Annotated in this window: 19 protein-coding genes, 2 tRNA genes and 1 pseudogene; 6 read left to right on the top strand and 16 right to left on the bottom strand. The window is 58.8% G+C overall.

The window, feature by feature from the left end; all coding sequences use genetic code 11:
• The first annotated feature begins 53 nt into the window (after positions 1-53).
• Positions 54-833 (top strand): ferredoxin-NADP reductase, encoded by a 780-nt coding sequence (fpr, locus tag ACZZ0D_RS18190; RefSeq protein ID WP_007908723.1) that lies wholly within the window; start codon positions 54-56, stop codon positions 831-833.
• Between the two features lie 174 nt (positions 834-1007).
• Here fpr and tsaA read toward each other — a convergent pair whose 3' ends face one another.
• The 6 genes from tsaA to rimO all read right to left on the bottom strand — a co-directional run bounded on the left by tsaA (position 1008) and on the right by rimO (position 6302).
• The gene (gene tsaA / locus ACZZ0D_RS18185; protein ID WP_178124181.1) at positions 1008-1706 is read right to left on the bottom strand and encodes a tRNA (N6-threonylcarbamoyladenosine(37)-N6)-methyltransferase TrmO; all 699 of its coding nucleotides are present in this window, start codon (positions 1704-1706) and stop codon (positions 1008-1010) included.
• Positions 1707-1888: 182 nt separating this feature from the next.
• Entirely contained in the window at positions 1889-2659 is a 771-nt protein-coding gene (locus tag ACZZ0D_RS18180; protein ID WP_159813158.1) for an SDR family oxidoreductase, read from the bottom strand.
• 168 nt (positions 2660-2827) lie between these two features.
• Complete coding sequence (locus ACZZ0D_RS18175; protein ID WP_463553940.1) at positions 2828-3295, bottom strand: YehS family protein; 468 nt, start codon at positions 3293-3295, stop codon at positions 2828-2830.
• Between the two features lie 72 nt (positions 3296-3367).
• Positions 3368-4078 carry an rRNA pseudouridine synthase gene (locus ACZZ0D_RS18170; protein ID WP_463553939.1) on the bottom strand — a complete coding sequence of 237 codons (711 nt, stop codon included), beginning with the start codon at positions 4076-4078 and terminating at the stop codon, positions 3368-3370.
• A gap of 189 nt (positions 4079-4267) precedes the next feature.
• A complete protein-coding gene (locus ACZZ0D_RS18165; protein ID WP_463553938.1) occupies positions 4268-4741 on the bottom strand; it encodes a GNAT family N-acetyltransferase in 474 nt (157 codons plus the stop codon).
• A gap of 223 nt (positions 4742-4964) precedes the next feature.
• Positions 4965-6302 (bottom strand): 30S ribosomal protein S12 methylthiotransferase RimO, encoded by a 1338-nt coding sequence (gene rimO, locus ACZZ0D_RS18160; protein WP_463553937.1) that lies wholly within the window; start codon positions 6300-6302, stop codon positions 4965-4967.
• A gap of 355 nt (positions 6303-6657) precedes the next feature.
• Between rimO and ACZZ0D_RS18155 the strand changes: the two genes are divergently transcribed.
• Positions 6658-8499, top strand: coding sequence for a potassium transporter Kup (locus ACZZ0D_RS18155; protein ID WP_400649148.1), 1842 nt, complete (start codon positions 6658-6660; stop codon positions 8497-8499).
• A 161-nt stretch (positions 8500-8660) separates the two neighbouring features.
• Here the strand turns inward: ACZZ0D_RS18155 and ACZZ0D_RS18150 are convergent, their stop codons facing one another.
• The 5 genes from ACZZ0D_RS18150 to ACZZ0D_RS18130 form a co-directional block, all read right to left on the bottom strand.
• Positions 8661-8972 (bottom strand): DUF3077 domain-containing protein, encoded by a 312-nt coding sequence (locus ACZZ0D_RS18150; RefSeq protein ID WP_463553936.1) that lies wholly within the window; start codon positions 8970-8972, stop codon positions 8661-8663.
• 718 nt (positions 8973-9690) lie between these two features.
• On the bottom strand, positions 9691-10986 hold the full coding sequence (locus ACZZ0D_RS18145; protein ID WP_053117754.1) for a virulence factor family protein: 1296 nt from the start codon (positions 10984-10986) through the stop codon (positions 9691-9693).
• Positions 10986-13625 (bottom strand): bifunctional lysylphosphatidylglycerol flippase/synthetase MprF, encoded by a 2640-nt coding sequence (gene mprF, locus ACZZ0D_RS18140; RefSeq protein ID WP_463553935.1) that lies wholly within the window; start codon positions 13623-13625, stop codon positions 10986-10988. The genes ACZZ0D_RS18145 and mprF overlap by 1 nt, the downstream gene beginning before the upstream one ends.
• A 278-nt stretch (positions 13626-13903) precedes the next feature.
• Positions 13904-13980 (bottom strand) — tRNA-Met (locus ACZZ0D_RS18135).
• A gap of 221 nt (positions 13981-14201) precedes the next feature.
• Positions 14202-14278: transfer RNA gene (locus tag ACZZ0D_RS18130), tRNA-Met, on the bottom strand.
• A 280-nt stretch (positions 14279-14558) separates the two neighbouring features.
• On the opposite strand from ACZZ0D_RS18130, the gene dinB reads away from it, so the two are divergent.
• A complete protein-coding gene (dinB, locus tag ACZZ0D_RS18125; RefSeq protein ID WP_463553934.1) occupies positions 14559-15620 on the top strand; it encodes a DNA polymerase IV in 1062 nt (353 codons plus the stop codon).
• Positions 15621-15730: 110 nt separating this feature from the next.
• Here dinB and ACZZ0D_RS18120 read toward each other — a convergent pair whose 3' ends face one another.
• The 4 genes from ACZZ0D_RS18120 to ACZZ0D_RS18105 all read right to left on the bottom strand — a co-directional run bounded on the left by ACZZ0D_RS18120 (position 15731) and on the right by ACZZ0D_RS18105 (position 20503).
• Entirely contained in the window at positions 15731-16684 is a 954-nt protein-coding gene (locus ACZZ0D_RS18120; RefSeq protein WP_463553933.1) for a hypothetical protein, read from the bottom strand.
• 17 nt (positions 16685-16701) lie between these two features.
• On the bottom strand, positions 16702-18417 hold the full coding sequence (locus ACZZ0D_RS18115) for a proline--tRNA ligase (protein WP_053117760.1): 1716 nt from the start codon (positions 18415-18417) through the stop codon (positions 16702-16704).
• 129 nt (positions 18418-18546) lie between these two features.
• Positions 18547-20106, bottom strand: a complete 1560-nt coding sequence (locus ACZZ0D_RS18110) for an AmpG family muropeptide MFS transporter (protein WP_053117762.1) — start codon at positions 20104-20106, stop codon at positions 18547-18549.
• Positions 20107-20149: 43 nt separating this feature from the next.
• Positions 20150-20503 carry an MGMT family protein gene (locus tag ACZZ0D_RS18105; protein WP_463553932.1) on the bottom strand — a complete coding sequence of 118 codons (354 nt, stop codon included), beginning with the start codon at positions 20501-20503 and terminating at the stop codon, positions 20150-20152.
• A 164-nt stretch (positions 20504-20667) separates the two neighbouring features.
• Between ACZZ0D_RS18105 and ACZZ0D_RS18100 the strand changes: the two genes are divergently transcribed.
• Positions 20668-21675: a DUF481 domain-containing protein gene (locus ACZZ0D_RS18100; protein ID WP_463553931.1), complete on the top strand. Its 1008-nt coding sequence runs from the start codon at positions 20668-20670 to the stop codon at positions 21673-21675.
• Between the two features lie 153 nt (positions 21676-21828).
• Here the strand turns inward: ACZZ0D_RS18100 and ACZZ0D_RS18095 are convergent, their stop codons facing one another.
• Positions 21829-22038: a cold-shock protein gene (locus tag ACZZ0D_RS18095; protein WP_002554837.1), complete on the bottom strand. Its 210-nt coding sequence runs from the start codon at positions 22036-22038 to the stop codon at positions 21829-21831.
• A gap of 354 nt (positions 22039-22392) precedes the next feature.
• Between ACZZ0D_RS18095 and dcd the strand changes: the two genes are divergently transcribed.
• Both dcd and ACZZ0D_RS18085 read left to right on the top strand, forming a co-directional pair.
• Positions 22393-22959, top strand: coding sequence for a dCTP deaminase (dcd, locus tag ACZZ0D_RS18090; RefSeq protein ID WP_053117768.1), 567 nt, complete (start codon positions 22393-22395; stop codon positions 22957-22959).
• Positions 22960-23066: 107 nt separating this feature from the next.
• A pseudogene (locus ACZZ0D_RS18085) lies at positions 23067-23277 on the top strand (hypothetical protein).
• Positions 23278-23356: the final 79 nt, after the last annotated feature.

Below are 23356 nucleotides of genomic sequence, written 5' to 3'. Positions count from 1 at the left end.
CACCGTCGCCTTCAAAAGCCAGCGCAGACCCAATCTCCAGGAGTCAAACGTACATGAGCAACATGAACCACGAGCGTGTCCTCAGTGTTCATCACTGGAACGACACTCTGTTCAGCTTCAAGTGCACCCGCGATCCGGGCCTGCGCTTCGAGAACGGTCAGTTCGTGATGATCGGCCTGCAACAGCCTAACGGCCGCCCGCTTATGCGCGCTTACTCGATCGCCAGCCCGAACTGGGAAGAGCATCTGGAGTTCTTCAGCATCAAGGTGCAGGACGGCCCGCTGACCTCGCAGCTGCAGCATTTGAAGGAAGGCGACGAGATCATCATCTCGAAGAAGCCTACCGGCACCCTGGTTCTCGATGACCTGAACCCGGGCAAGCACCTGTACCTGCTGAGCACCGGCACCGGTCTGGCGCCGTTCATGAGCGTGATTCAGGATCCGGAAACCTACGAGCGCTTTGAAAAAGTGATCCTGGTTCACGGCGTACGCTACGTCAACGAAGTCGCCTACCGCGAATTCATCACCGAGCACCTGCCGCAGAACGAGTTCTTCGGCGAAGCGCTGCGTGACAAGCTGATCTACTACCCGACCGTGACCCGCGAGCCGTTCGAGAATCAGGGCCGTCTGACTGACCTGATGCGCAGCGGTAAACTGTTCAGCGACATCGGGCTGCCACCGATCAACCCGCAGGACGACCGTGCAATGATCTGCGGCAGCCCGAGCATGCTCGACGAGACCAGTGAAGTGCTTGATAGCTTCGGCCTGAAGATCTCGGCGCGGATGCGCGAGCCGGGTGATTACCTGATCGAGCGTGCGTTCGTCGAGAAGTAATCTCCAGACCCCTGTGGGAGCGGGCTTGCTCGCGAAAGCGGTGTATCAGACACATTTCAATTGACTGGTACGGCGCTTTCGCGAGCAAGCCCGCTCCCAAAATTGGTTTTGTGGTGTGACAGTAAAAGCCCGCGTTGCCTGAGAAGGCAGCGCGGGCTTTTTCGTTTCCGGGGGTTACGCTTCGGCAGGAATGACTTCGAGCACGCGAATCTGCTCAGGCGTCGGGTAATGCCAGCGTACGTCCAGATCCCAGAACTGCGCGCCGTATTCACGCTCAGGTACCGGGGTTTGGTACGCCGGACGCGGATCCTGGGCCAGACACTGTTCAATCAACGCAACCAACGGCTCATCAAGGCGCTGAGCGTGTGTGTGTGCTTGTTTCAGCGCCGAGTCCGTCCACTGCACGTCAATTAGCTGCGGTGCTGCACTGGCGATGCTGTTAGAGGCTTCGGGGATGATATCGGCATAGGGCACGTAGGGTTTGACGTCGAGAACCGGCGTGCCGTCGAGCAAATCGATGCCCGAGATGAACAGGCGATTGGCTTCGACCTTGTCCAGTTTCACCACAGACTGACCGATGCCGTTGGGTCGGTGAGTCGCGCGGGTGGCGAACACGCCCATGGACTTGTTGCCGCCCAAGCGGGGTGGGCGGACTTTCAGGCGTGGTTTTTCTTCGAGTGCTTGATGGAACAGGAACAGCAACCAGACGTGACTGACCTGTTCCAGGCCTTGCACGGCGTCACCCTGATCGAACGGCGCCACCAGTTCCAGCACGCCACGGGCTGCGGGAGCCAGTTGCGGTTGGCGCGGGATGGCGAATTTCTCCTTGAAGCAGGAGCGCACGAAGCCGATGGGGGAGACGCTGTAAGTCATGGTTTGCATTCGAAGCGGGGCAGGGTGGGCATGATAACCCGTCCCATCCCAAGTCTGGTGGTGACTGGGCGGACGCCATCGCGAGCAGGCTCACTCCTACAGGGTTGTGGGTGTACACAGAATTTGTGTTCGCTGGAAATCCCTGCAGGAGTGAGCCTGCTCGCGATAGCTTCACCGTCGACCTAGAGGCTAAACCCACCATCCAGCGGAATAATATTCCCGGTCATATAGGCCCCGGCGGTACTCGCCAGGCTGATCGCCAACGCCGCCATCTCTTCCTCACGCCCCCAACGCTTCATCGGGATCACCGCCGTGTCCTCCGCCAGCGCCTTCTCATCATTGCCAATATGCTGAGTCATCTTGCTCGGAAACCTTCCCGGTGCGATCACATTGACATTGATGTGCTGGCTCACCAGCTCCCGCGCAAGAATCCGTGACAATTGGTGCAGGGCAGCCTTACTCGGCCCGTAGGCATAAGCCTGCTCCCCAAACGAAGAAATCCCCGCCACTGAACCAATATTGATAATCCGCGCCGGATTCGCCGCTGAGCCTGCCTTGCGCAACAGCGGCAGAAACTGCTGGATGCAGGTGAACACCGACGTCACGTTGAGCTGCATGACCTTCTCCCAGCCCTTGACCGGGTAACTCTCCAGCGGCGCGCCCCACGTGGTGCCGGCATTGTTTACCAGAATATCCAGATGGGTGATTTGCTCGCCCAGACGCGCGGCCAGTTCCTGCACGCCTTCTTCAGTCGCCAGATTCGCTGCCATGCCGTAGCAAGTACCCAAAGCGCTGAGTTCTTCCGCGGTTTGATGACAGGCTTCGGCGTCGCGCGAGCAGACATAGACACGCGCGCCAGCCTCGACGAAGGCTTTGGCGATCATTTTGCCGATACCACGGGTGCCGCCGGTCACCAGAGCGGTGCGGCCTTGCAGGGAGAAATACGGGTGCATGGCGAGTCCTGAGTGCTAGGGATCAATACACCCTAGTCGTCAGCCGCGAAAAGCGGAGCCACTATTTTCGAAAGGAATGGGGGGCCATGCGGCCAGCTTCGAGTGGCAAGCTGCAAGCTACAAGTTAACGCGGTGCGGCAACTTGCAGCTTGCAGCTTGTAGCTGCTTTTAAGCTCTCACGCGCAGCGTGAGCCCTTTGAGGAAGTTGCGCAGCAACTGGTCGCCGCACGGGCGGTAGTTGGTGTGGCCAACCTTGCGGAACAACGCGCTCAGCTCAGGCTTGGACACCGGGAACTCGGCAGCCTTGAGGATCGCGTGCATGTCGTCTTCTTTCAATTCGAAGGCCACGCGCAGCTTTTTCAGGATGATGTTGTTGGTCACCGGCACTTCGATCGGCTGCGGCGGACGGCTTTCATCCTTGCCGCGCTTGAAGATCACCAGACCGTCGAGGAAGTGTGCGATGACTTCGTCCGGGCAGCGCACGAAACCTTCTTCGTCTTCTTCTTTCTTGTCGAGCCAGGTCAGCACGTCAGCGAGTGCTACGTCCATGCCGCCGAGTTTGATGATTTCGACAACTTTCTTGTCACTGATGTCGAGCATGTAGCGCACGCTGCGCAATACGTCGTTATGAATCATGTGAGTAATCCTGATAAGCGTTGTGGGCAGCACGCGGGCGCGCTGCCGGAATGTGTGGCGGCAGTGGAAGTCTTAGAACTTCTCTTTGCCGGACAGGTAGCGCCATTGGCCGACCGGGACTTTGCCGATCGAGACGCCGCCGATGCGGATGCGGCGGATGCCGATGACCTTCAGGCCCACCGCTTCGCAGAACTGGGCGATGATCCCCGGCTGCGGGTTTTTCATGGCGAAGCGCAGGCGGTTTTCGTTCTGCCAGCTGGCCTTGACCGGCGGCAACTCCTTGCCCTTGTGCGTCAGGCCGTGCTGCAAGCGATTGAGGCCGTGGGCGACCATGTCACCTTCAACTTCGACTACATATTCCTGCTCGATCTTCGCGGCGTCGGCGGTGAGCTTGCGCAGGATTTTCCAGTCCTGGGTGAACACCAGCAGGCCGCTGGCCTTGGCTTGCAGGTCAGCGCTGGCGGTCAGGCGCAGGAAGTGCCCGCGCAACGGGCGTTTGCCATAGCGGTGTTCTTCGCTGAGGGTGTCTATGCTCAGCGAATGCATGGCGCTTTCGACGTCCATGCCGGCCGGCGCGTTGAGCAGGATAGTCACCGGCTCCGGCGCGGTGGCCTGGGCGTCCTTGTCGAGCTCGACCTTCTGGTCGCCGACCTTGAACTGCGGTTCGTCGATGACTTCGCCGTCCACGGTGACCCAGCCGCCCTCGATGAACAGCTCGGCCTCCCGGCGGGAGCAACCGACCAGTTCAATGAGGCGTTTGGAGAGGCGAATCGGGTCAGTCATGACAGGGCCGTAACAAAAAAGGGGTGGGCATTGTACCTGTGTGGCGCCGGTTAAGCCCGGTTCCATTTTCACGGTGTGGCTTTTTGTAGGAGTGAGCCTGCTCGCGATAGCCATCTGACATTCGACATTGATGTTGGCTGATCTGGCGCTATCGCGAGCAGGCTCACTCCTACATTGGTTTGTGGTGTTTCAGGCGTGGCTTGAGCGTGTTTGGGTTTGCCGCAAACGCATATGCAGCAACGGATACGGCTGGCCCATGCCATCCACCTCCGAGCGGCCGATCACCTCAAAACCCTGCTTGAAGTAAAACCCCAGTGCCTGCGGGTTCTGTTCGTTGACGTCCAGCTCGTCGGCGTTCAAATGCTGCATCGCATAGTTGAGCAGCTTCTTGCCCAAACCTTGACCGCGAAAATCGGGATCAACGAACAGCATCTCAATCTTGCCCGCCGCGACCCCGGCAAATCCGGTGATGCGCTGGTCGGCGTCCTTGGTGCAGATCAGCATCACCGCATCCAGATAGCGGGTCAGCACCAAATTACGCAGCAGCTCGATGTAGCTGTCCGGCAGAAAATCATGGGTGGCGCGAACCGAGGCCTCCCAGACCCGGGTCAGTTCCTGATAATCGCTGAGTTTCGGCGTGTGGATAACCGAGTGGTGACGCATGCCTGTTGGCCTCTTGTTCGTTCAAGGGAGTCCGTCCCCCGATAAACGATAGCCGTAAAAAAGCCCCGCATCTTGGAAAAAGAGCGGGGCTTTTGAATTCAGAGCTGTCCCGAATCCCTGTAGGAGCTGACGAGTGAAACGAGGCTGCGATCTTTTGATCTTGTTTATCGAGATCAAGATCAACAGATCGCAGCCTTCGGCAGCTCCTACAGGGTATTCGGTGTTAGATCTGCTCAGCCCACAGGTCGTATTCGTCGGCGTCGGTGACTTTGCACCAGACCTTGTCGCCCGGCTTCAGGTTGCTGCCGTTATCAATAAACACGTTGCCATCGATTTCCGGGGCATCGAAGAAGCAGCGGCCAACCGCGCCTTGCTCGTCGACTTCGTCCACCAGCACTTCGATTTCACGGCCGATGCGCATTTGCAGACGTGCCGAGCTGATCGCTTGCTGGTGCGCCATGAAGCGATCCCAACGATCCTGCTTGACCTCGCCCGGAACGATCTCCAGATCCAGATCATTGGCCGGAGCGCCTTCCACCGGCGAGTACTGGAAGCAGCCGACGCGGTCGAGCTGGGCTTCGGTCAGCCAGTTGAGCAGGTACTGGAAGTCTTCTTCGGTTTCGCCCGGGAAGCCGACGATGAAGGTCGAGCGGATGATCAAATCCGGGCAGATCTCGCGCCAGTTCTTGATCCGCGCCAGGGTCTTGTCTTCGAACGCCGGGCGTTTCATCGACTTCAAGACTTTCGGGCTGGCGTGCTGGAACGGAATGTCGAGGTACGGCAGGATCTTGCCGGCGGCCATCAGCGGGATCAGCTCGTCAACGTGCGGGTACGGGTAAACGTAGTGCAGACGTACCCAGACGCCGAGGGTGCTCAGCGCTTCACAGAGTTCGGTCATGCGGGTTTTCACCGGCGCGCCGTTCCAGAAACCGGTGCGGTATTTCACGTCAACGCCGTAAGCGCTGGTGTCTTGCGAAATAACCAGCAACTCTTTAACGCCGGATTTGACCAGGCGTTGAGCTTCGTCGAGCACATCGCCGACTGGACGGCTGACCAGTTTGCCGCGCATCGACGGGATGATGCAGAACGAGCAGCTATGGTTGCAGCCTTCGGAAATCTTCAGGTAAGCGTAGTGACGCGGGGTCAACTTGATGCCTTGCGGCGGCACCAGGTCGATCAGCGGGTTGTGATCTTTACGCGGCGGCACGACTTCGTGCACGGCGTTGACCACTTGCTCGTACTGCTGCGGCCCGGTCACGGCCAGCACGCTCGGGTGCACGTTGCGGATGTTGCCTTCTTCCACGCCCATGCAGCCGGTGACGATCACCTTGCCGTTTTCCTTGATCGCTTCGCCGATCACTTCCAGCGACTCAGCCTTGGCCGAATCGATGAAACCGCAGGTGTTGACGACTACAACGTCGGCGTCCTGATAGGTGGACACCACGTCATAACCTTCCATGCGCAGCTGGGTCAGGATGCGCTCGGAGTCGACCAGTGCTTTCGGGCAACCCAGAGATACAAAGCCAACCTTTGGATTGGCCGGCGCAGGAGTGGTGGACATGTCTAACCTCGGTATTTTGTGACGCCGCTTGCGCAGTGCGGAAGCCGACGGATGGGCGCTTAGGGTGCGCCTCTGATCAAAAAGTGCGCAATTCTAGCGGCGAGAAGCGCACTTGACCAGCTTTATGCCGGGAAATACGACGAGTGCTGCGCTATGCTTCGCGCCGTTGGGCTTTACCAATTTTTTACAGTCAACAAATCGTCTGTAACAACAGGTAAATCAGCGCATCATGCTGCACGACAAAGCATAGTGCTTCATTGAAAAGAAGCCGGTTCCGGTAAGTCAGGAGTGTTGGATGGGTCAGGCAAGTAGTCATGCGGCAGGCGCCGAGGGTTCGGCAACCAAGCCGCTGAGTATGCTGGTCGCGGCGGTCGGGGTGGTTTACGGCGACATCGGCACGAGCCCGTTGTACACCCTTAAAGAAGTGTTTTCCGGCGGCTACGGTGTGCCCGTCAATCACGACGGCGTGCTGGGCATTCTGTCGTTGATCTTCTGGTCGCTGATCTGGGTGGTTTCGATCAAATACATGATGTTCGTGCTGCGCGCCGACAACCAGGGCGAGGGCGGCATTATGGCGCTCACCGCACTGGCACGGCGAGCGGCCGGGCATCGCAAGAAGCTGCGTTCATTATTGGTGGTCTGCGGACTGATCGGCGCGGCGCTGTTTTACGGCGACAGCATGATCACCCCGGCGATTTCCGTACTCTCGGCGATTGAAGGTCTGGGGCTGGCATTCGATGGCATTGATCATTGGGTGGTGCCGCTGTCGCTGGTCGTTCTGGTCGGGTTGTTCCTGATCCAGCGTCACGGTACCGCGCGGATCGGCATTTTGTTCGGGCCGATCATGGTCACCTGGTTCCTCGTCCTCGGCGCGCTTGGTGTGTATGGCATCAGCCACACGCCAGAAGTGCTGCATGCGATGAACCCGATGTGGGCGGTGAATTTCTTCGTCGTTCATCCGGGCATGGGCGTGGCGATCCTCGGTGCCGTGGTGCTGGCGCTGACCGGTGCCGAAGCGCTGTACGCCGACATGGGCCACTTCGGTCGCAAACCGATTGCCCGCGCGTGGTTCATTCTGGTGTTGCCGGCGCTGGTGCTCAACTACTTCGGTCAGGGCGCTTTGCTGCTGGACAACCCGGAAGCGGCGCGTAACCCGTTCTACCTGCTGGCGCCGAGCTGGGCGTTGATTCCGCTGGTCGGTCTGTCGACCATGGCCACGGTGATCGCCTCGCAAGCGGTGATTTCCGGCGCGTTCTCCCTGACCCGTCAGGCGATTCAGCTCGGCTACATTCCGCGCATGTACATCCAGCACACCTCCAGCGCCGAGCAGGGCCAGATCTACATCGGCGCGGTGAACTGGGCGCTGATGGTTGGCGTGGTGTTGTTGGTACTCGGCTTCGAATCGTCTGGCGCACTGGCCTCGGCCTACGGCGTGGCGGTGACGGGCACCATGCTGATGACCACCATTTTGGTGTCGGCAGTGATGCTGCTGCTGTGGAAATGGCCACCAATCCTTGCCGTGCCGGTGTTGATCGGCTTCCTGCTGGTGGACGGCCTCTACTTCGCCGCCAACGTGCCGAAGATCGTTCAGGGCGGTGCGTTCCCGGTGATCGCCGGTATTGCGCTGTTCGTGCTGATGACCACCTGGAAACGCGGCAAGCAGTTGCTCGTCGATCGCCTCGACGAAGGCGCGCTGCCGCTTCCGATCTTCATCAGCAGCATCCGCGTACAACCGCCGCATCGCGTGCAGGGCACTGCGGTGTTCCTCACCGCGCGCTCCGACGCCGTGCCGCATGCGTTGTTGCACAACCTGCTGCACAACCAAGTGCTGCATGAGCAAGTGGTGTTGCTGACGGTGGTTTACGAAGACATCCCGCGCGTACCACCGTCGCGGCGTTTTGAAGTGGAAGCGCACGGCGAGGGCTTCTTCCGGGTGATCCTGCACTTCGGCTTCACCGATGAGCCAGACGTACCGCAAGCGCTGAAGCTGTGTCATCTGGATGATCTGGACTTCAGCCCGATGCGCACCACCTACTTCCTCAGCCGCGAAACGGTGATTGCCTCGAAGCTGGAAGGCATGGCGCGTTGGCGTGAGGCGCTGTTTGCGTTCATGTTGAAGAATGCCAATGGGAACTTGCGGTTCTTCAATCTTCCGTTGAACCGGGTGATTGAGTTGGGGACGCAGGTGGAGATGTAACTTCGCGTTATAGAAAGAGCCCCCGTCAGCCTTGTGGTTGGCGGGGGCTTTTTTGTGGGCGGCAACTTCAGATCAAAAGATCGCAGCCTTCGGCAGCTCCTACAGGTTTCGCATTCCATGTAGGAGCTGCCGAAGGCTGCGATCTTTTGATCTTCAAACCTCTACAAGCCTTCAGGCATCTCTGCTTCAGACTCGGTCTTCGTCCTTGCGGGGCGTGGCATCAGTGTCTGTATCACGTCATCAATCAAGGCTTTGCCCATCACCGTCAGGTAATGCGCAGCCCAAGCGTGGCGATCGGTGTCTCTGATGAAGGCCGCATCCTCGACGAAGGATTTGGCGAGGGTCAGCAGTTCGGAGGATTGGGACAAAGCATCAATGATCGGGATGCCGGAGCGGACGTTGAAGAACGCTTGATCCGAGTTGTAGAGGAAAGGGGTGAAGCCGATGGTTTTAAGATCAGATGGATTGTTCATGTTCAGTTCCCTTGATTTCGAGAGCTGCCGCATCCGATACCAAGCGAATGGGTGGCAGCTGTGCGCAGGTTGGTAAACCGGGGAATCAAGGAAACCGGCACGCCCGAAAGCGTCCCACGCACAGCTGCCATAACACAGGGGCTCGGGCGGGATAACGCCTGAGTCGTGTCGGGTGCGCTGTTGCGCCTTATTCCACCGGGTTACCAAGCCCGATCACTGAATGGGTCAGCGACGTTCGGAGAGTATCCCTTCGAAAAACAGCGCAATAGAGCGGTACAGCGCCCCAACAAGAGTTTCGGAGTTTGCCTACAAGGTCTGTGGGCGTCATCTGATATTGCGAGACCAGAAGTAAACGAAACTAAACGTTGCTGGCGGTTTTGCGGGTATTGGTTCGGCGGAAGATTTGAGTGTGGAGTTGACGATTCGATAATGCCAATCAAGCAGGTGTCCACGTTTTATGGAATGTGGACGCTTGGCGTTTTTGGCTTCCTGAAGCGTCAAGAAATTTACGGTCACTGCACAAAATCTCGAATCCAGCGCCATCCCTTGTAGGAGTGAGCCTGCTCGCGATAGCGGTGTATCAGTTGGCAAATAGGTGGCTGACACTCCGCTATCGCGAGCAGGCTCACTCCTACAGGGGAACGGGTTAATCGTCCGAGATGTAAAAAAGCCCCCGCAACTGCGAAGTTGCGGGGGCTTTTTGTGGGCGTGGCTCAGATCACTCTTCGGCGACCGAGTCCTTGCTCTGACGCTTCTCGATCAAGTCCACCAGACGCTTGGCCAGCGCCGGGTAGTTCTCGTCGAAGTGGTGACCGCCGGGCAGTTTCACCGCTTCACCGACTGCAGTCTTGTCGGTGCAACCACTTTCATCCGCCTCTTCTTCGCCATAGATGCAGATCACCTTGGCCGGTGGCAGTTTGGCCATTTCCGGGCCGGTGGCGGCTTCTTTGCCGGCGTTGCCCAACCAGCCTTCGACTTCGATTTCGAAGCTGCCGGTGCGGGCGAAGGCGAGCAGGATGATGGCGTCTACGCGTTGCTGCTCGGTGTCCGGCAGGCGGTTGTAGATCGCCGGCAGAACGTCGGCGCCGAACGAGTAACCGGTGAGGATGAAGCGCTTGGTGCCCCATTTCTGCCGGTAATGTTGCATCAGTTCACTCAGATCCAGTGCGCTTTGCTCCGGGCTCTTGTGCTGCCAGTAGTAGCGCAGGGTGTCGATGCCGACCACCGGGTAGCCGATCTTGGCCATTTCACCGGCCACATCGCGGTCGAGGTCGCGCCAGCCGCCGTCACCGGAGAGGAACAGGGTGACAGTGTCTTTGGCCTGACCGGCCGGCACTTCAACCACCGGAATCGCCAGACCGCCGTTAGCCTTGTCGCCGCCAACAAGGATTTTGCGCAGTTCGTTGTTCAGCACTTGCGGCAGGTTGATGTCGTAGTCGCTGATGCTGGTTTCGGCGTTCGGTTGATCGCGCACGAAACCTGCGCTGGCGTCGTCCGGGTTGTCGTTCCACGCTGCCAGCCAGTGGCCGTGGGCAGCGGATTTCGGCAGCAGGTGCGTGCAGCCACCTTTTTCCAGTGCCAGGTCGACGGAAATGGCCTGGGCCTTGTCATCTTTCTGTTCCGCCAGCCAGCGCCAGGCCAGCACCGCGCCAGGGCCGATGCCGCTGACCAGAGTGGCCGGGCCGTTCAGCTCGCGCAGACCGGTTTGCAGGGCGCGGCTTTGTTGCAGGCAGTCCTTGGGCAGAATCACCTGAACGATCTGCGCCGAGGCACTGCGGCTCAGGGTGGTCAGTTGATTGTCGGTCAGCTTCTGGTCGCTATTGACCGCCACCAGCACCTGCGCCTTGGGCTTGGTGCCGGGGATGATGCGGGTCAACACGGTGCCGTCGGCTGCCGTAATGGGTTCGAGCGTCGGTTCCGGTGCCGGGCGTTTGAGGTACCAGTAACCGCCGCCGGCAATCACGGCCAGCACAATCAGTGCGGCCAGGATGTACTTCAGGGAGCGTTGAATCATCAGCGTTTCACCAATCCAGTCAAGCCGCCCGCGATCAGGGCAGCAGTGTCGGCCAGCGCCACCAACGGATCGAGTCCGGCTGGCACGGCCATATAACGGGGTTCCCAGTCAGGCTGGAACTTGTCTTTGAAGCGGCGCAAGCCTTGGAAGTTGTACAGCTGCTCACCACGGCGGAAAACCATCGAGCCCAGACGCTGGGTCAGCGGTGCACCACGGCGGGGCTGCAACCCCGACAACGGCACCATGCCCAGGCTGAAACGCGCGTATCCGTGACTCTTATAATGTTGAATCAGGCCGACCATCATGAATTCCATGGTCAACTTCGGCGCGTCCGGGTGCGCGCGCATCAGGTCGAGACTGGCCAAATCGTGGCTGAATGTCTCAAGCAGGTTGGCGAACGCCACCGGGCGGCCTTCGAAGCGAATCACCGCGATGCGGAAATGCTTCAGGTATTCGTCGCTGAAACGGCCGAGGGAGAAACCTTTCTCGCGCACGTTCTTGCCGGTCAGCCAGGCATCGGAAATCACTTTCAGCTCATCCATTGGCGCCTGGCCCGGCTCATGGATCTCCAGCGACAGACCGTCGCGGGTGCCTCGGTTCCAGGTGTAACGCAGATCCTTCATCTCTTTGCCCTTGGCTTCCAGGTCAAAGCGATGCAGATCGACGCGGGCTTCTTCGCCGAGCTTGATCGCGGTCAGGCCGATGTCCATGTAGTACGGCAGGTTCTCGGCGCGTACCTGATAGAACACCGGGCGCGCATGGTAGATGTCGCAGAGGTCGCGGAACTGCCAAATCATTTCGGCGCGTTGCTGGCTTGGGCCGATCGGGTCGTACAGCGCCACCAGACTGCGGCCACGGCGGGCGTACATCAGAAACGCCTCGTCGTTGGGGTGGAACAGCAACGCCTTGTCACCGGTCAGCGCGAGGCCGCCGTCGGGTTGCGAAGAGGCCATCAAAATCTTCGAGGCGCGCTCCAGCTCATCCGGCGTCGGCAAGTGAATCACCGGACGCGCAGTGCGCAGCAGCCAGGTCAGGGCGATCACCAGCAACAACACCGCAGCGCCAAGCAGCGAACGCAGTCCGCGAGGGGCATCAGCGTCGAGGGTGAACTGCCACCACAACTGATGGCTGTAAGGAACGTCCTGGTAGGCGAACAGCAGCAGCCAGGTCGATGCACCGAGTACGCACAGGCTGGCGACCAGATACAGCGGCGAGAAGGGCAGTTCGGTCAGGCGACTCGGGCGATAGAACGAGCGACGGAAAACCCCCAGCAACGCGGCGGTGAGGGTCATCAGTGTGGCTTCTTCCCAGTCGAAGCCTTTAAGCAGCGAGAGCAGGGCGCCGACCAGCAACAGAATAGTGGTCAGCATCCATGCTGCCGACAGGCGACGGCGCAGACCTTGGGCGAGCATCAGACACAACACGCCAATCAGGCTGGCGCCGAAGTGCGAAGCGTCGACCAGGCGATGTGGAATCAGAAAACCAATGTGCTCAAGACGCGTGTCGATTTCAGGAGTGGCGCCAGAAAACAGCAGCACCACACCCGATAAGAACACCAGCACTGCAAGGATCGGCGCGGCCAGACCCGAGGCGGCGCGCATCGTTTGCGATTGAAACAGGCGCTGACCTTCGTTGATCAGCAGCACTACGCAGGCCACCAGCAATGGCAGCACCACGTAGATCAGGCGATACAGCAGCAGGGCTGCGGCCAGTGGTGCGGCGCCAAGCTTGTCGGCAAACGCTGCCAGCAGAATCGCTTCGAACACGCCAACGCCGCCCGGCACATGGCTGAGCACGCCAGCGGCAAGGGCGAGCAGATACACCAGCAAGAACGCACCAAACGGCGGCGCTTCGGGCAGCAGCAGATATAGCACGGTCGCGGCGGCAGCCACGTCGAGTGCGGTGATGATCAGTTGCAGAAAGGTCAGGCGGCGGCCCGGCAGGCGCAAGGTGCGGCGACCGACCCGAACCAACAGGTTATCGCGCAACGGCTGTTCCGGCAGACGCCGACGATAGATGCCGATAGCCAATACCGCGCCAAGCAACAGCACGACAGCGGCAACTGTGCCGAGCAGACCTTCGGACAGGCCGAGTGCCGCAGAGGCAGCGGGCAGGTCACTCAGCGTCGCCAGCGCAGCCAGTGGCGGTAGCGCGCAACCCAGCGACAGGCTGGCGAACAGGGTCATGTGCGCGACTTCCGCCGCCCCCAGACCATGCCGTGCATATAAACGATAGCGAACCGAGCCGCCGGACAGCAGCGACAGGCCAATGGCGTTGCCAATCGCAAACGCGGTGAACCCGCCCATCGCCAGAGTACGCGGCGGCAAGGTCACGCCGGCATAGCGGCTGGCCGACCATTCATAGCCCAGCAGAATAATGAAGCCGACCACCGTCGCACCGAAAGCGCCGAGCAGGGCGGGTTTCGGTACCTCGAGAATCGAGTCGTGCAGAGCGTCGAGATCAAGTTCGGCCAATAGATGGCGACAGGCAATCAGCGCAATGGCGAACAGCAGCAACGTAACGGCCAGACCAATTGGCTGACGGTATTTGCTCAAACGATCCAGCAAGCGCAAACGCTCTGGCTTGATCGGATGTTCCGCTGTGACGGTGTCTTGTGGATCAGACGAGTTGGCGCGCATCAATCACCTCTTGGATTGTGCGCGACAGGATGGAGGTATCCAGCCAAGTTACCAATCCCTGTAGAAAAAAATAATCACAAAATACTACGCCTCTCACCGGGTATCGGCGAGGGCAGTTCCTGGATTGCAGACGTCGTGCCTGCGACACAAGCATAGTCGCAAGTTGGCGAGTCTGAAGATCCCAAGCGTTCACTGCACAGTGACAGATCATTGTTGCGAAAGGACTTTTTCAACAGATACAAAAAAGGCCACTCTTTCGAGTAGCCTTTTTTGATGTTTGGTTGCGGGAGCCGGATTTGAACCGACGACCTTCGGGTTATGAGCCCGACGAGCTACCAGACTGCTCCATCCCGCGTCTGTGTGGCGGCATTCTACAGAGGAACGACGGGGTGTCAACCGCTAATCCCGTAAAGGGTCAAATAAGTGTGAGATCGCGTCAAACGGTCGCAGGTCGCGCCTAAGTTTCGGAAATGCAACGAATTCCTGTTTGGCGATCGCTTCCTTATAAGTAGAAGAAATCTGCAAAACAGACACGCACAAAAAAGGCCACTCTTTCGAGTAGCCTTTTTTGATGTTTGGTTGCGGGAGCCGGATTTGAACCGACGACCTTCGGGTTATGAGCCCGACGAGCTACCAGACTGCTCCATCCCGCGTCTGTGTGTCGGCATTCTACAGAGGATCGCCGGGGTGTCAACTCGCAATCTGGATAAAATCTGTTGAGGTTCAATCGGTTAGCGCTTTTTGCAGTGCCTGAAAAGGCGTGCAGGGCAGGTGGCACAAGGGTTTCAGCTCTATCGAAGGGCTTCTTTCGATTGAGAAAATAAATTCATCGGCCTTTTCCTACGCGTGGAAAAGAACATTCTTACCACTGGTGCTATATACAGGTGTCAGTGAGATACTGCCGATCCGGCTCGCCATGTTTCCTTTTCTGTCATGACTCAGCGAAAAATCATCCACGTCGACTGTGACTGTTTCTACGCCGCCATCGAGATGCGTGATGACCCGAACCTCGCCGGCAAGCCTTTGGCGGTAGGTGGTTCGGCGGATCGGCGCGGTGTCATCGCCACCTGCAACTACGAGGCGCGGGCCTATGGCGTGCGCTCGGCGATGTCCTCGGGGCATGCCTTGAAGCTGTGCCCGGATCTGACCATCGTCAAGCCGCGCATGGACGCCTATCGCGAAGCCTCGAAAGAAATTCATGTGATTTTCAGCGATTACACCGACCTGATCGAACCGCTGTCGCTGGATGAGGCTTATCTGGATGTCTCGGACAGTGCGCATTTCGGCGGCAGCGCCACGCGTATTGCTCAAGACATTCGTCGACGCGTCTCCAATCAGTTGCATATCACCGTGTCTGCCGGTGTGGCGCCGAACAAGTTTCTGGCGAAGATCGCCAGCGACTGGAAAAAGCCCAATGGTCTGTTCGTGATCACCCCGGATCAGGTCGAGGACTTCGTCAGCGGTTTGCCGGTGAGCAAGTTGCACGGTGTCGGCAAGGTCACCGCCGACAAGCTGGGCAGGCTCGGCATCGTCGACTGCTCGCAATTGCGCGATTGGGACAAGTTGGCGCTGGTGCGCGAATTCGGCAGTTTCGGCGAGCGAATGTGGAGCCTGGCGCGTGGGATTGATGATCGTCTGGTGCACAACGACAGTCGGCGTCAGTCAATCAGCGTGGAAAATACCTACGACGTTGATCTGCCGGATCTGCGCAGTTGCCTCGACAAGTTGCCTGAGCTGCTGGAAACCCTGAAAACCCGCATGGCACGGATCGACAGCAGTTATCGACCGGGCAAACCGTTCGTCAAAGTGAAGTTTCATGACTTTACCCAGACCACGCTGGAACAGGCCGGGGCAGGGCGGGACTTGGGCAGTTATCAGTTGATGCTGACGCAGGCGTTCAATCGCGGCGGGAAACCGGTGCGGTTGTTGGGGGTTGGGGTGAGGCTGGAGGATTTGCGCGGTGGGTTTGAGCAGATGGAGTTGTTTGAGCGGTAGATTTGCGGTGTTTGTCAGTCAGCCTTCGCGAGCAAGCCCGCTCCCACATTGGATCTGTGTCGTACACAAAACCAATGTGGGAGCGGGCTTGTTCGCGAAGCTTTCAGCTTTTAATTCGGCCCCGGATCAGCCACCAACCGCCCTGCATCCTTGGTCAGCGACTTGAGAAACTCAGTCTGCAACTCAGGATCGTTGCGCGTCAGTTCGATCAGGCTTTGTTCCAGTTCGCTGGCTTCTTCTTCCAGACCCAGTTCCGACAGACGTTTGACCCGGTGTACCCACTGGCTCACTTCGTCGTCTTCCAGATCGTCGTAAATCAAGCCGTGCGCTTCGAGCAACTTGCCACGCAGGTGGCTGCTGATCGCCAGGGACGAGTCGGAATGCACGTCATCCTTGGCGTCCTCGACGCTGATCTGCAGTTTGCCGACGTAATTGAGGTCATGCTCAGCGAATGGGCTGTCGAGCAGGTTCACACGCAGCACGCCGTTGCGATCGGTGGTCATGTCGAAGGTCTGTTTGCCAGCCTTGACCTGCACCGGCCGCTCGCTCCACGGCAGGCTCGAATACTCCGTGCGCTTTTCGCGCTGGACTTCATCGATACCGGCCAGGTTCTGCTGCGCACGGCCGTTGGACTGCACGTTCATGAACGGGTTGAGCCCGGCAAAACCGTAACTCAGCCAATCCTTGGTGACGCTGTCCGGCAGATTGCCGAGGGCAAACACGTTGACCACGTTGGCGCCGACACCACCGACCACCGCCACCACGCCCAGCGGAATCTCGTAGACCTCGCGCCAAGGCTGGTAAGGCGTGTAGCGATCGTAACGACGTGTCACTTCGAACTCGGTGACTTCAAAAGTCTTCTGTTCGTTGATCTTCACGCGTCGCTGCGGCAGCTCAAGCTCCTTAGGCTCACCGACATCAATCTGCAGGCTGTGGTCGAGCAACTTTCGCTCGACCCGCTCTTCGTGCTCGCTGCGCTGTGACATGTGATTGGCACAGCCGCTGACCAGCAGGGCACCGCACAGGGCGGTGCCACCGAGGCCTAAGGTGTTTCGCTTGAACATGACGTCTCTATCTGGTTTCAGCGGCGGATACGGGCCTGAAGGAAGGACAGTACGTCGGCGACCGGCAGTGCTTGCGCTTCACCTTCGGTACGACTCTTGTATTCCAGGTTGCCTTCGGCGAGGCCGCGGTCGCTGACCACGATCCGGTGAGGAATGCCGATCAGCTCCATGTCCGCGAACTTGATGCCCGGGCTGGTTTTCTTGTCGCGATCGTCCAGCAGCACTTCGAAGCCGGCCGCCGTCAGTTCGGCGTACAGCTTGTCGGTGGCTTCGCGCACCTGCTCGGTTTCATAACGCAGCGGTACCAGTGCGATCTGGAACGGCGCCAAAGTGTCGCTCCAGATGATGCCGTTGGCGTCGTTGTTCTGCTCGATGGCCGCCGCCACCACGCGGGAAACGCCGATGCCGTAGCAACCCATTTCGAGGGTGACTGGCTTGCCGTTTTCGCCCAGCACTTCGCACTTCATCGCTTTGCTGTACTTGTTGCCCAGCTGGAAGATGTGCCCGACTTCGATGCCGCGTTTGATTTCCAGCGTGCCTTTGCCGTCCGGGCTTGGGTCGCCGGCGACCACGTTACGCAGGTCAGCCACGGTCGGAACCGGCAGATCGCGCTCCCAGTTCACGCCGAAGTAGTGCTTGTCGTCGATGTTCGCGCCGATGCCGAAGTCGCTCATCAGTTCGACCGAGCGGTCGATGATGATTGGCAGCGGCAGGTTCAGCGGGCCGAGCGAACCGGCGCCGGCGCCAATGGCGTCACGCAGTTCGGCATCGGTGGCCATGACCAGCGGGTTGGCCACGCCAGCTTGCTGGGCAGCCTTGATTTCGTTGAGTTCGTGGTCGCCACGAATCACCAGCGCGATCAGCTTGCCTTCTTCTTCGGCGCGCACGATCAGGGTCTTGATGGTCTTTTCAATCGGCAGATTGAATTTCTCCACCAGCGCCGCGATGGTTTTGGTGTCAGGCGTATCGACCAGGCGAAGTTCTTCAGTCGCAGCGGCGCGCGACGTTTCGCGCGGCACGGCTTCGGCTTTTTCGATGTTCGCTGCGTAGTCGGAACCGTTGCTGAAAACGATGTCGTCTTCGCCGGACTCGGCCAGTACGTGGAATTCGTGCGAACCCGCGCCACCGATCGAACCATTGTCGGCTTCCACCGGACGGAATTTCAGACCCAGACGCGTGAAGATGTTGCAGTAGGCTTCATGCATGCGGTCGTAGGTAATCTGCAGCGATGCCTGATCCGCGTGGAAGGAGTAGGAGTCCTTCATGATGAATTCGCGGCCACGCATCAAACCGAAGCGTGGACGGATCTCGTCACGGAATTTGGTCTGGATCTGGTACAGGTTGATTGGCAGCTGTTTGTAGCTGCTCAACTCGTTGCGCATCAGATCGGTGATCACTTCTTCGTGGGTCGGGCCCGCGCAGAAATCACGACCGTGGCGGTCTTTGATGCGCAGCAGCTCAGGGCCGTATTCTTCCCAGCGCCCCGATTCCTGCCACAGCTCGGCCGGTTGGGTGCTCGGCATCAACACTTCCAGAGAGCCGGCAGCGTTCATTTCTTCACGAACGATGGCTTCAACCTTGCGCATTACTCGCAAGCCCATCGGCAGCCAGGTGTACAGGCCCGAGGCGAGTTTGCGGATCATGCCGGCGCGCAGCATCAGCTGGTGGCTGATCACGACCGCGTCGGAAGGCGTTTCTTTCTGTGTGGCGAGCAAAAATTGACTGGTGCGCATGGTTGGCCGTTGTCGGTTGCTATGACTGGAAATGACGGAGCAGTGTACCGGCGACTTTTGCTGACGTACAGGCGTGTGGCCGGTGGAGGAGTTCAACGGCGGGATTCCTCCCGCCATTGACGAAATGTCTTACGACTCTTCCGCGACGGGCGTCGGGACGGGCTCGGGCGTAGGTGTCGGGCCTTCGCGGCGACTTTCCTGGAACCAGTGCAGGGCGATCAGCACCAGCGTCGGCACACCGAGCAACGCGGTGATCAGGAAGAAGTTGTGGTAACCGAACTTCTCCACCATTACCCCGGAATAGCCGCCGATCAGGCGCGGCAGCAGGAGCATGATCGAGCTGAGCAGGGCGTATTGCGTCGCGGAGAACTTCAGGTTGGTCAGGCTCGACAGGTAGGCGACAAACGCCGACGTCGCCAGACCCGAACTGAAGTTGTCGAGGGAAATGGTCACCACCAGCATCTTCAGGTTCGGGCCCATGTCGGCGAGCATCAGGAATAGCAGGTTGGTGCCTGCCGAGGCGGCGCCGCCGATCAGCAGAATCGGCAGGATGCCGAAACGCACGATCAACAGGCCGCCCATGCCGGCGCCGACGAGGGTCATGATCAGGCCGAAAATCTTGCTGACACTGGCGATCTGATCCTTGGTGAAGCCCTGATCGATGTAGAACACGTTGGCCATTACGCCCATGACCGTGTCGGACATCCGGTAGGTCGCGATCAAACCGAGCAACAGCAGTGCCTGCCAGCGATAACGCAGGATGAAGTCGTTGACCGGCGTCAGCACCGGCGCCAGGCCACGGCGACCCATGGTCGACAGGCACAGACCGGTCAGCAGCGTATAGAGGATGGCGCGCAGGAAGGCGCGGTCTTCGAGCAGCAGATCGAGCGGGCTCATGCTGCCGAACAGCACGCTGGCGAAATCGGTGTTGTACAGCTGGGTGAACATCGCCGGCACGGACACGAGCAAGACGATCAGCACGAACACCGACATCAATTGATGCATGAACGTATAGCGCCCGGCCTGCAATTGCGTACGCAGCGGCACCGGCGGTTCGCGCATGAACAGCGTAGTGAGCAGGGCAGGGATCATCAGCGCGCCGAACAACACATAAGTGCCGGTCCATGCCGAGTGCTTGTAGTTGAAACCGGTAGAGCCGAAGCCTTCGGCGAAAAACAATGCGCCGGCGGTGGCGAGCAGGGCGGCGACGCGGTAGCCGGACATGTAGCTGGCGGCGAGTGCGGCCTGACGGTTGTCGTCGGCGATTTCCAGTCGATAGGCGTCGACCGCAATGTCTTGGGTAGCGGAAGCGAAGGCGACGACCACGGCAATCGCGATCAACCAGGACAGGTGCTTCTGCGGATCACAGAAACCCATGCCGATCAGGCCAAGGATCACCAGGACTTGTGAGAGCACCAGCCAGGAGCGGCGTCGGCCAAGCTTGCCGAGCAACGGCAGGCGCCATTGGTCGAGCAGCGGTGACCAAACCCATTTGAACGCATAGGCCAGGCCGATGAGGCTTGCGTAGCCAATCGTTTCACGGGCTACGCCCGCTTCACGTAGCCAGACGGAAAGCGTTGAAAACACCAGCATGTACGGCAGGCCGGCGGCGAAACCGAGCAACAACAGCACGAGCGTCGAAGGACTGGCATAAGCAGCTAGCGCGGCGCGCCAGGTTTTACGGGGCATGGGCTGAAGTCTGCCTCAAGATTGCGAAAACAAAGCGCGCACTCTAACCGCTGTGCTCTACCGGACGCCAGCCATGGCGCTGAATATCCACACGATTATTCTGGACGGTGATGCCTTCCACGCGCAAACGCGCCCGTTGTTCATCGCCCGACGGGCTGCCCACCGGCAAACTGATACGACCGCCGGCGCCCAAGACACGGTGCCAGGGCAGTTTTGTGTCACCAGGCAACTGACTCAATACGCGGCCGACCCAGCGGGCGGCGCGCCCCAACCCGGCCAGTTCGGCTAACTGACCATAGCTGACGACTTTGCCTTCGGGCACTTGGGCAAGTGTCGAGTAGAGCGCAGTGCGTCGGATTTGCGCTTCGCTGTCCCCTTCGGGGTTCGGGTCTTTCACGTACGGAGTTCCTGAACTTGATCGTATCGAGGCCCTAAGCGTAATCCCTCGTCGTGCAGTTGAGAAATGAACTCAATAGAAATAGTCCGGTCAGTCCTTGTCAGGGTCTTATTCCTACGGATAATGCCCACCTTTTTTCGCAAACTTGAGCCCTCGATTCGCTTATGTTGTCCAGAACCTTGCTGTGCCTTGCTGTTTTCAGTGCGTCCACGCCCCTGCTTGCCGACACCGTCTGGTTGAAGAACGGTGACAAGTTGAGCGGCACCATTTCCCTGTTCGACGGCGGCAAACTGTTGATTCAGACCAAGTACGCCGGAGCGGTCACGATCGACTGGAAAGAGGTCAAGACCCTTGAGAGCGATCAGCACCTGTTGGTCAAACAGGATGCCTACAGCGGCGAAGTCTCCAAGTCGCTGACGGCAGCGGAAGACGGCAAGGTCACCCTGGCCAACGGCGAGGCGCCAAAAACTGTCGAGCTGGCGAGCATTCAGCAGATTCTCAAGCCGAAACCGGTGGTCGAGGATCTGGTGTGGAAGGGCAATGTCGACCTGGCAATGGATTATCAGCGCGCGGAAAAAGACACTGACGATTACGACATCGATTTCAAGACCACCGCGCGCCACGGTCGCTGGCGTCACACCGCCGAGGGCGAGTACAACCGCGAAGTGCAGGACGACGAAGTCACCACCAACAACTGGCGCGCCGAATACTCCCTCGACCGCTTCCTGACCGATAAGTGGTTTTGGCAAGGGCGCCTGAATTACAAGCGCGACCATGTTGAAGACCTTTCGCGCCAGCGCGTGGTCGGTACCGGTCCGGGTTACCAGTTCTGGGATGACGAGTTGGGCGCGTTCTCGCTCGGTTCGCTGCTCAACCGTACCGATTACGAATACAGCGATGGCGGCAAGGACAACTTCTATTCGGTCGCGATGAAGTGGGATTACAACCGTTACCTGATTGGCAAGAAGGTCGAGTTCTTCACCAACGGCGAGTTTGGCAAGCCGTTGTCGGGTGTCGCGGATTACGCGCTGGATGCTGAGATGGGGCTGCGCTACAAGGTTACTGAATGGGCGTCTCTGAATTTGAAAGCTGAGCGCGACATTATCAGTGGTACCGATGATGCGGATTTGAGCAAGACCCGTTATACCGCTGGGTTTGGCGTGGCCTGGTAACGTTTAAAGCAAAAGATCGCAGCCTTCGGCAGCTCCTGCACGGATTGTGTGGGGCTGTTGAAGGCTGCGATCTTTTTTTTGCGCCTGAAAAACAGACGCCCACAAAAAAGCCCCGCTTTTAAGGGCGGGGCTCTTTTCTAAAGAAGCTACAAGTTAGATAACTTGTACTTCCTCAGCTTGCATGCCTTTCTGACCGCGGGTAGCGATGAAAGAAACCTGTTGGCCTTCTTTCAGGCTTTTGAAGCCGTCGGATTGGATAGCTTTGAAGTGAACGAACAGGTCGTCACCGGATTGTGGAGTGATGAAGCCGAAGCCTTTTTCATCGTTGAACCACTTAACGGTACCGGTTTGGCGATTAGACATGGTGTAACTCCTTGAACAAAGATAACTGCGACACAGGAAGAACCCTGGCCGAGACTGAGTGCAAAGAGCAGGAAAAATTCTTGTAGATGGTTGGATCGAAATTCAACATATCGTGTAGAGATTCTCAGTGACACAAGCAGCACAGTGGCGCCACCTTAACCCTTTTTCCGGAACGTGCCAATGCTTCTTGCGAAGGTTTCTAAGATTTAGGGACCAGCGGTGTGACAGTTCGTCGCCAGCGCGCGTAAATACGGGGTGTTCGGCGAGAATTGCAGCGCGCACTTTGAAGAGGGCGGCGCGCCCGGTAAGATGCCGGACAGAATTTTTCCACCTCGCTATTCAGGACACCCCGCCATGAGCATCAAATCGGACAAGTGGATTCGCCGCATGGCGCAGGAACACGGCATGATCGAACCTTTCGTCGAGCGCCAGGTGCGCGGCAGCGACGAGAGCCGGGTCATCTCCTATGGTGTCTCGAGCTACGGCTACGATGTGCGCTGCACCAATCATTTCAAGGTGTTCACCAACATCAACTCGTCGATCGTCGACCCAAAAAACTTCGATCCGGGCAGCTTCGTCGACGTCCACAGTGATGTCTGCATTATTCCGCCGAACTCCTTCGCCCTGGCCAGCACCGTTGAATACTTCCGCATTCCGCGCAACGTATTGACCATTTGCCTGGGTAAAAGCACCTACGCACGCTGCGGCATCATCGTTAACGTGACGCCGCTCGAGCCTGAGTGGGAAGGTCACGTGACGCTGGAATTCTCCAACACCACCAACCTGCCGGCGAAAATCTACGCCAACGAAGGCGTGGCACAGATGCTCTTCCTCGAATCCGATGAAGAATGTGAAGTTTCCTACAAGGATCGCGGCGGCAAGTATCAGGGCCAACGTGGCGTAACGCTGCCACGTACCTGAGTCGTCCATCCGGCGGATGCCGGGAATTCTTTGGCGGGCAGACACTCTATGGGGTGTACTGCCCGTTTTTGTTTCAGCAAATGCGGGCCTTCGCCGAGGAGTGCTTTATGAAGATCGATCCGCATATCACTGCCGAACTGGCAAGGCTTGAGCCCAATCAGATTGGCGTATTGGCCTGGTCACTTGTTGGCACACCCGCCTATCAACATGGCCGGCGGAATTCCTGGTCAGCCTGATCCAGATACCCCCAATGAGCAACCGACCGAGCCGGGCGAGCCAACGCTTCCGGACGAGCCACCACCGGCGCCAGTTGCCTGATTAATTACCTGCTTTTGTAGGAGCAAAGCTTGCTCGCGAAGAGATCTGTCTGATTTATTTGTGTGAAATGGACGAACGC

The sequence above is a fragment of the Pseudomonas sp. AC193 genome, assembly GCF_979258075.1.
The sequence above is the reverse complement of the archived record's forward strand: the minus strand, read 5'-3'. Positions and strand labels throughout refer to the sequence as shown.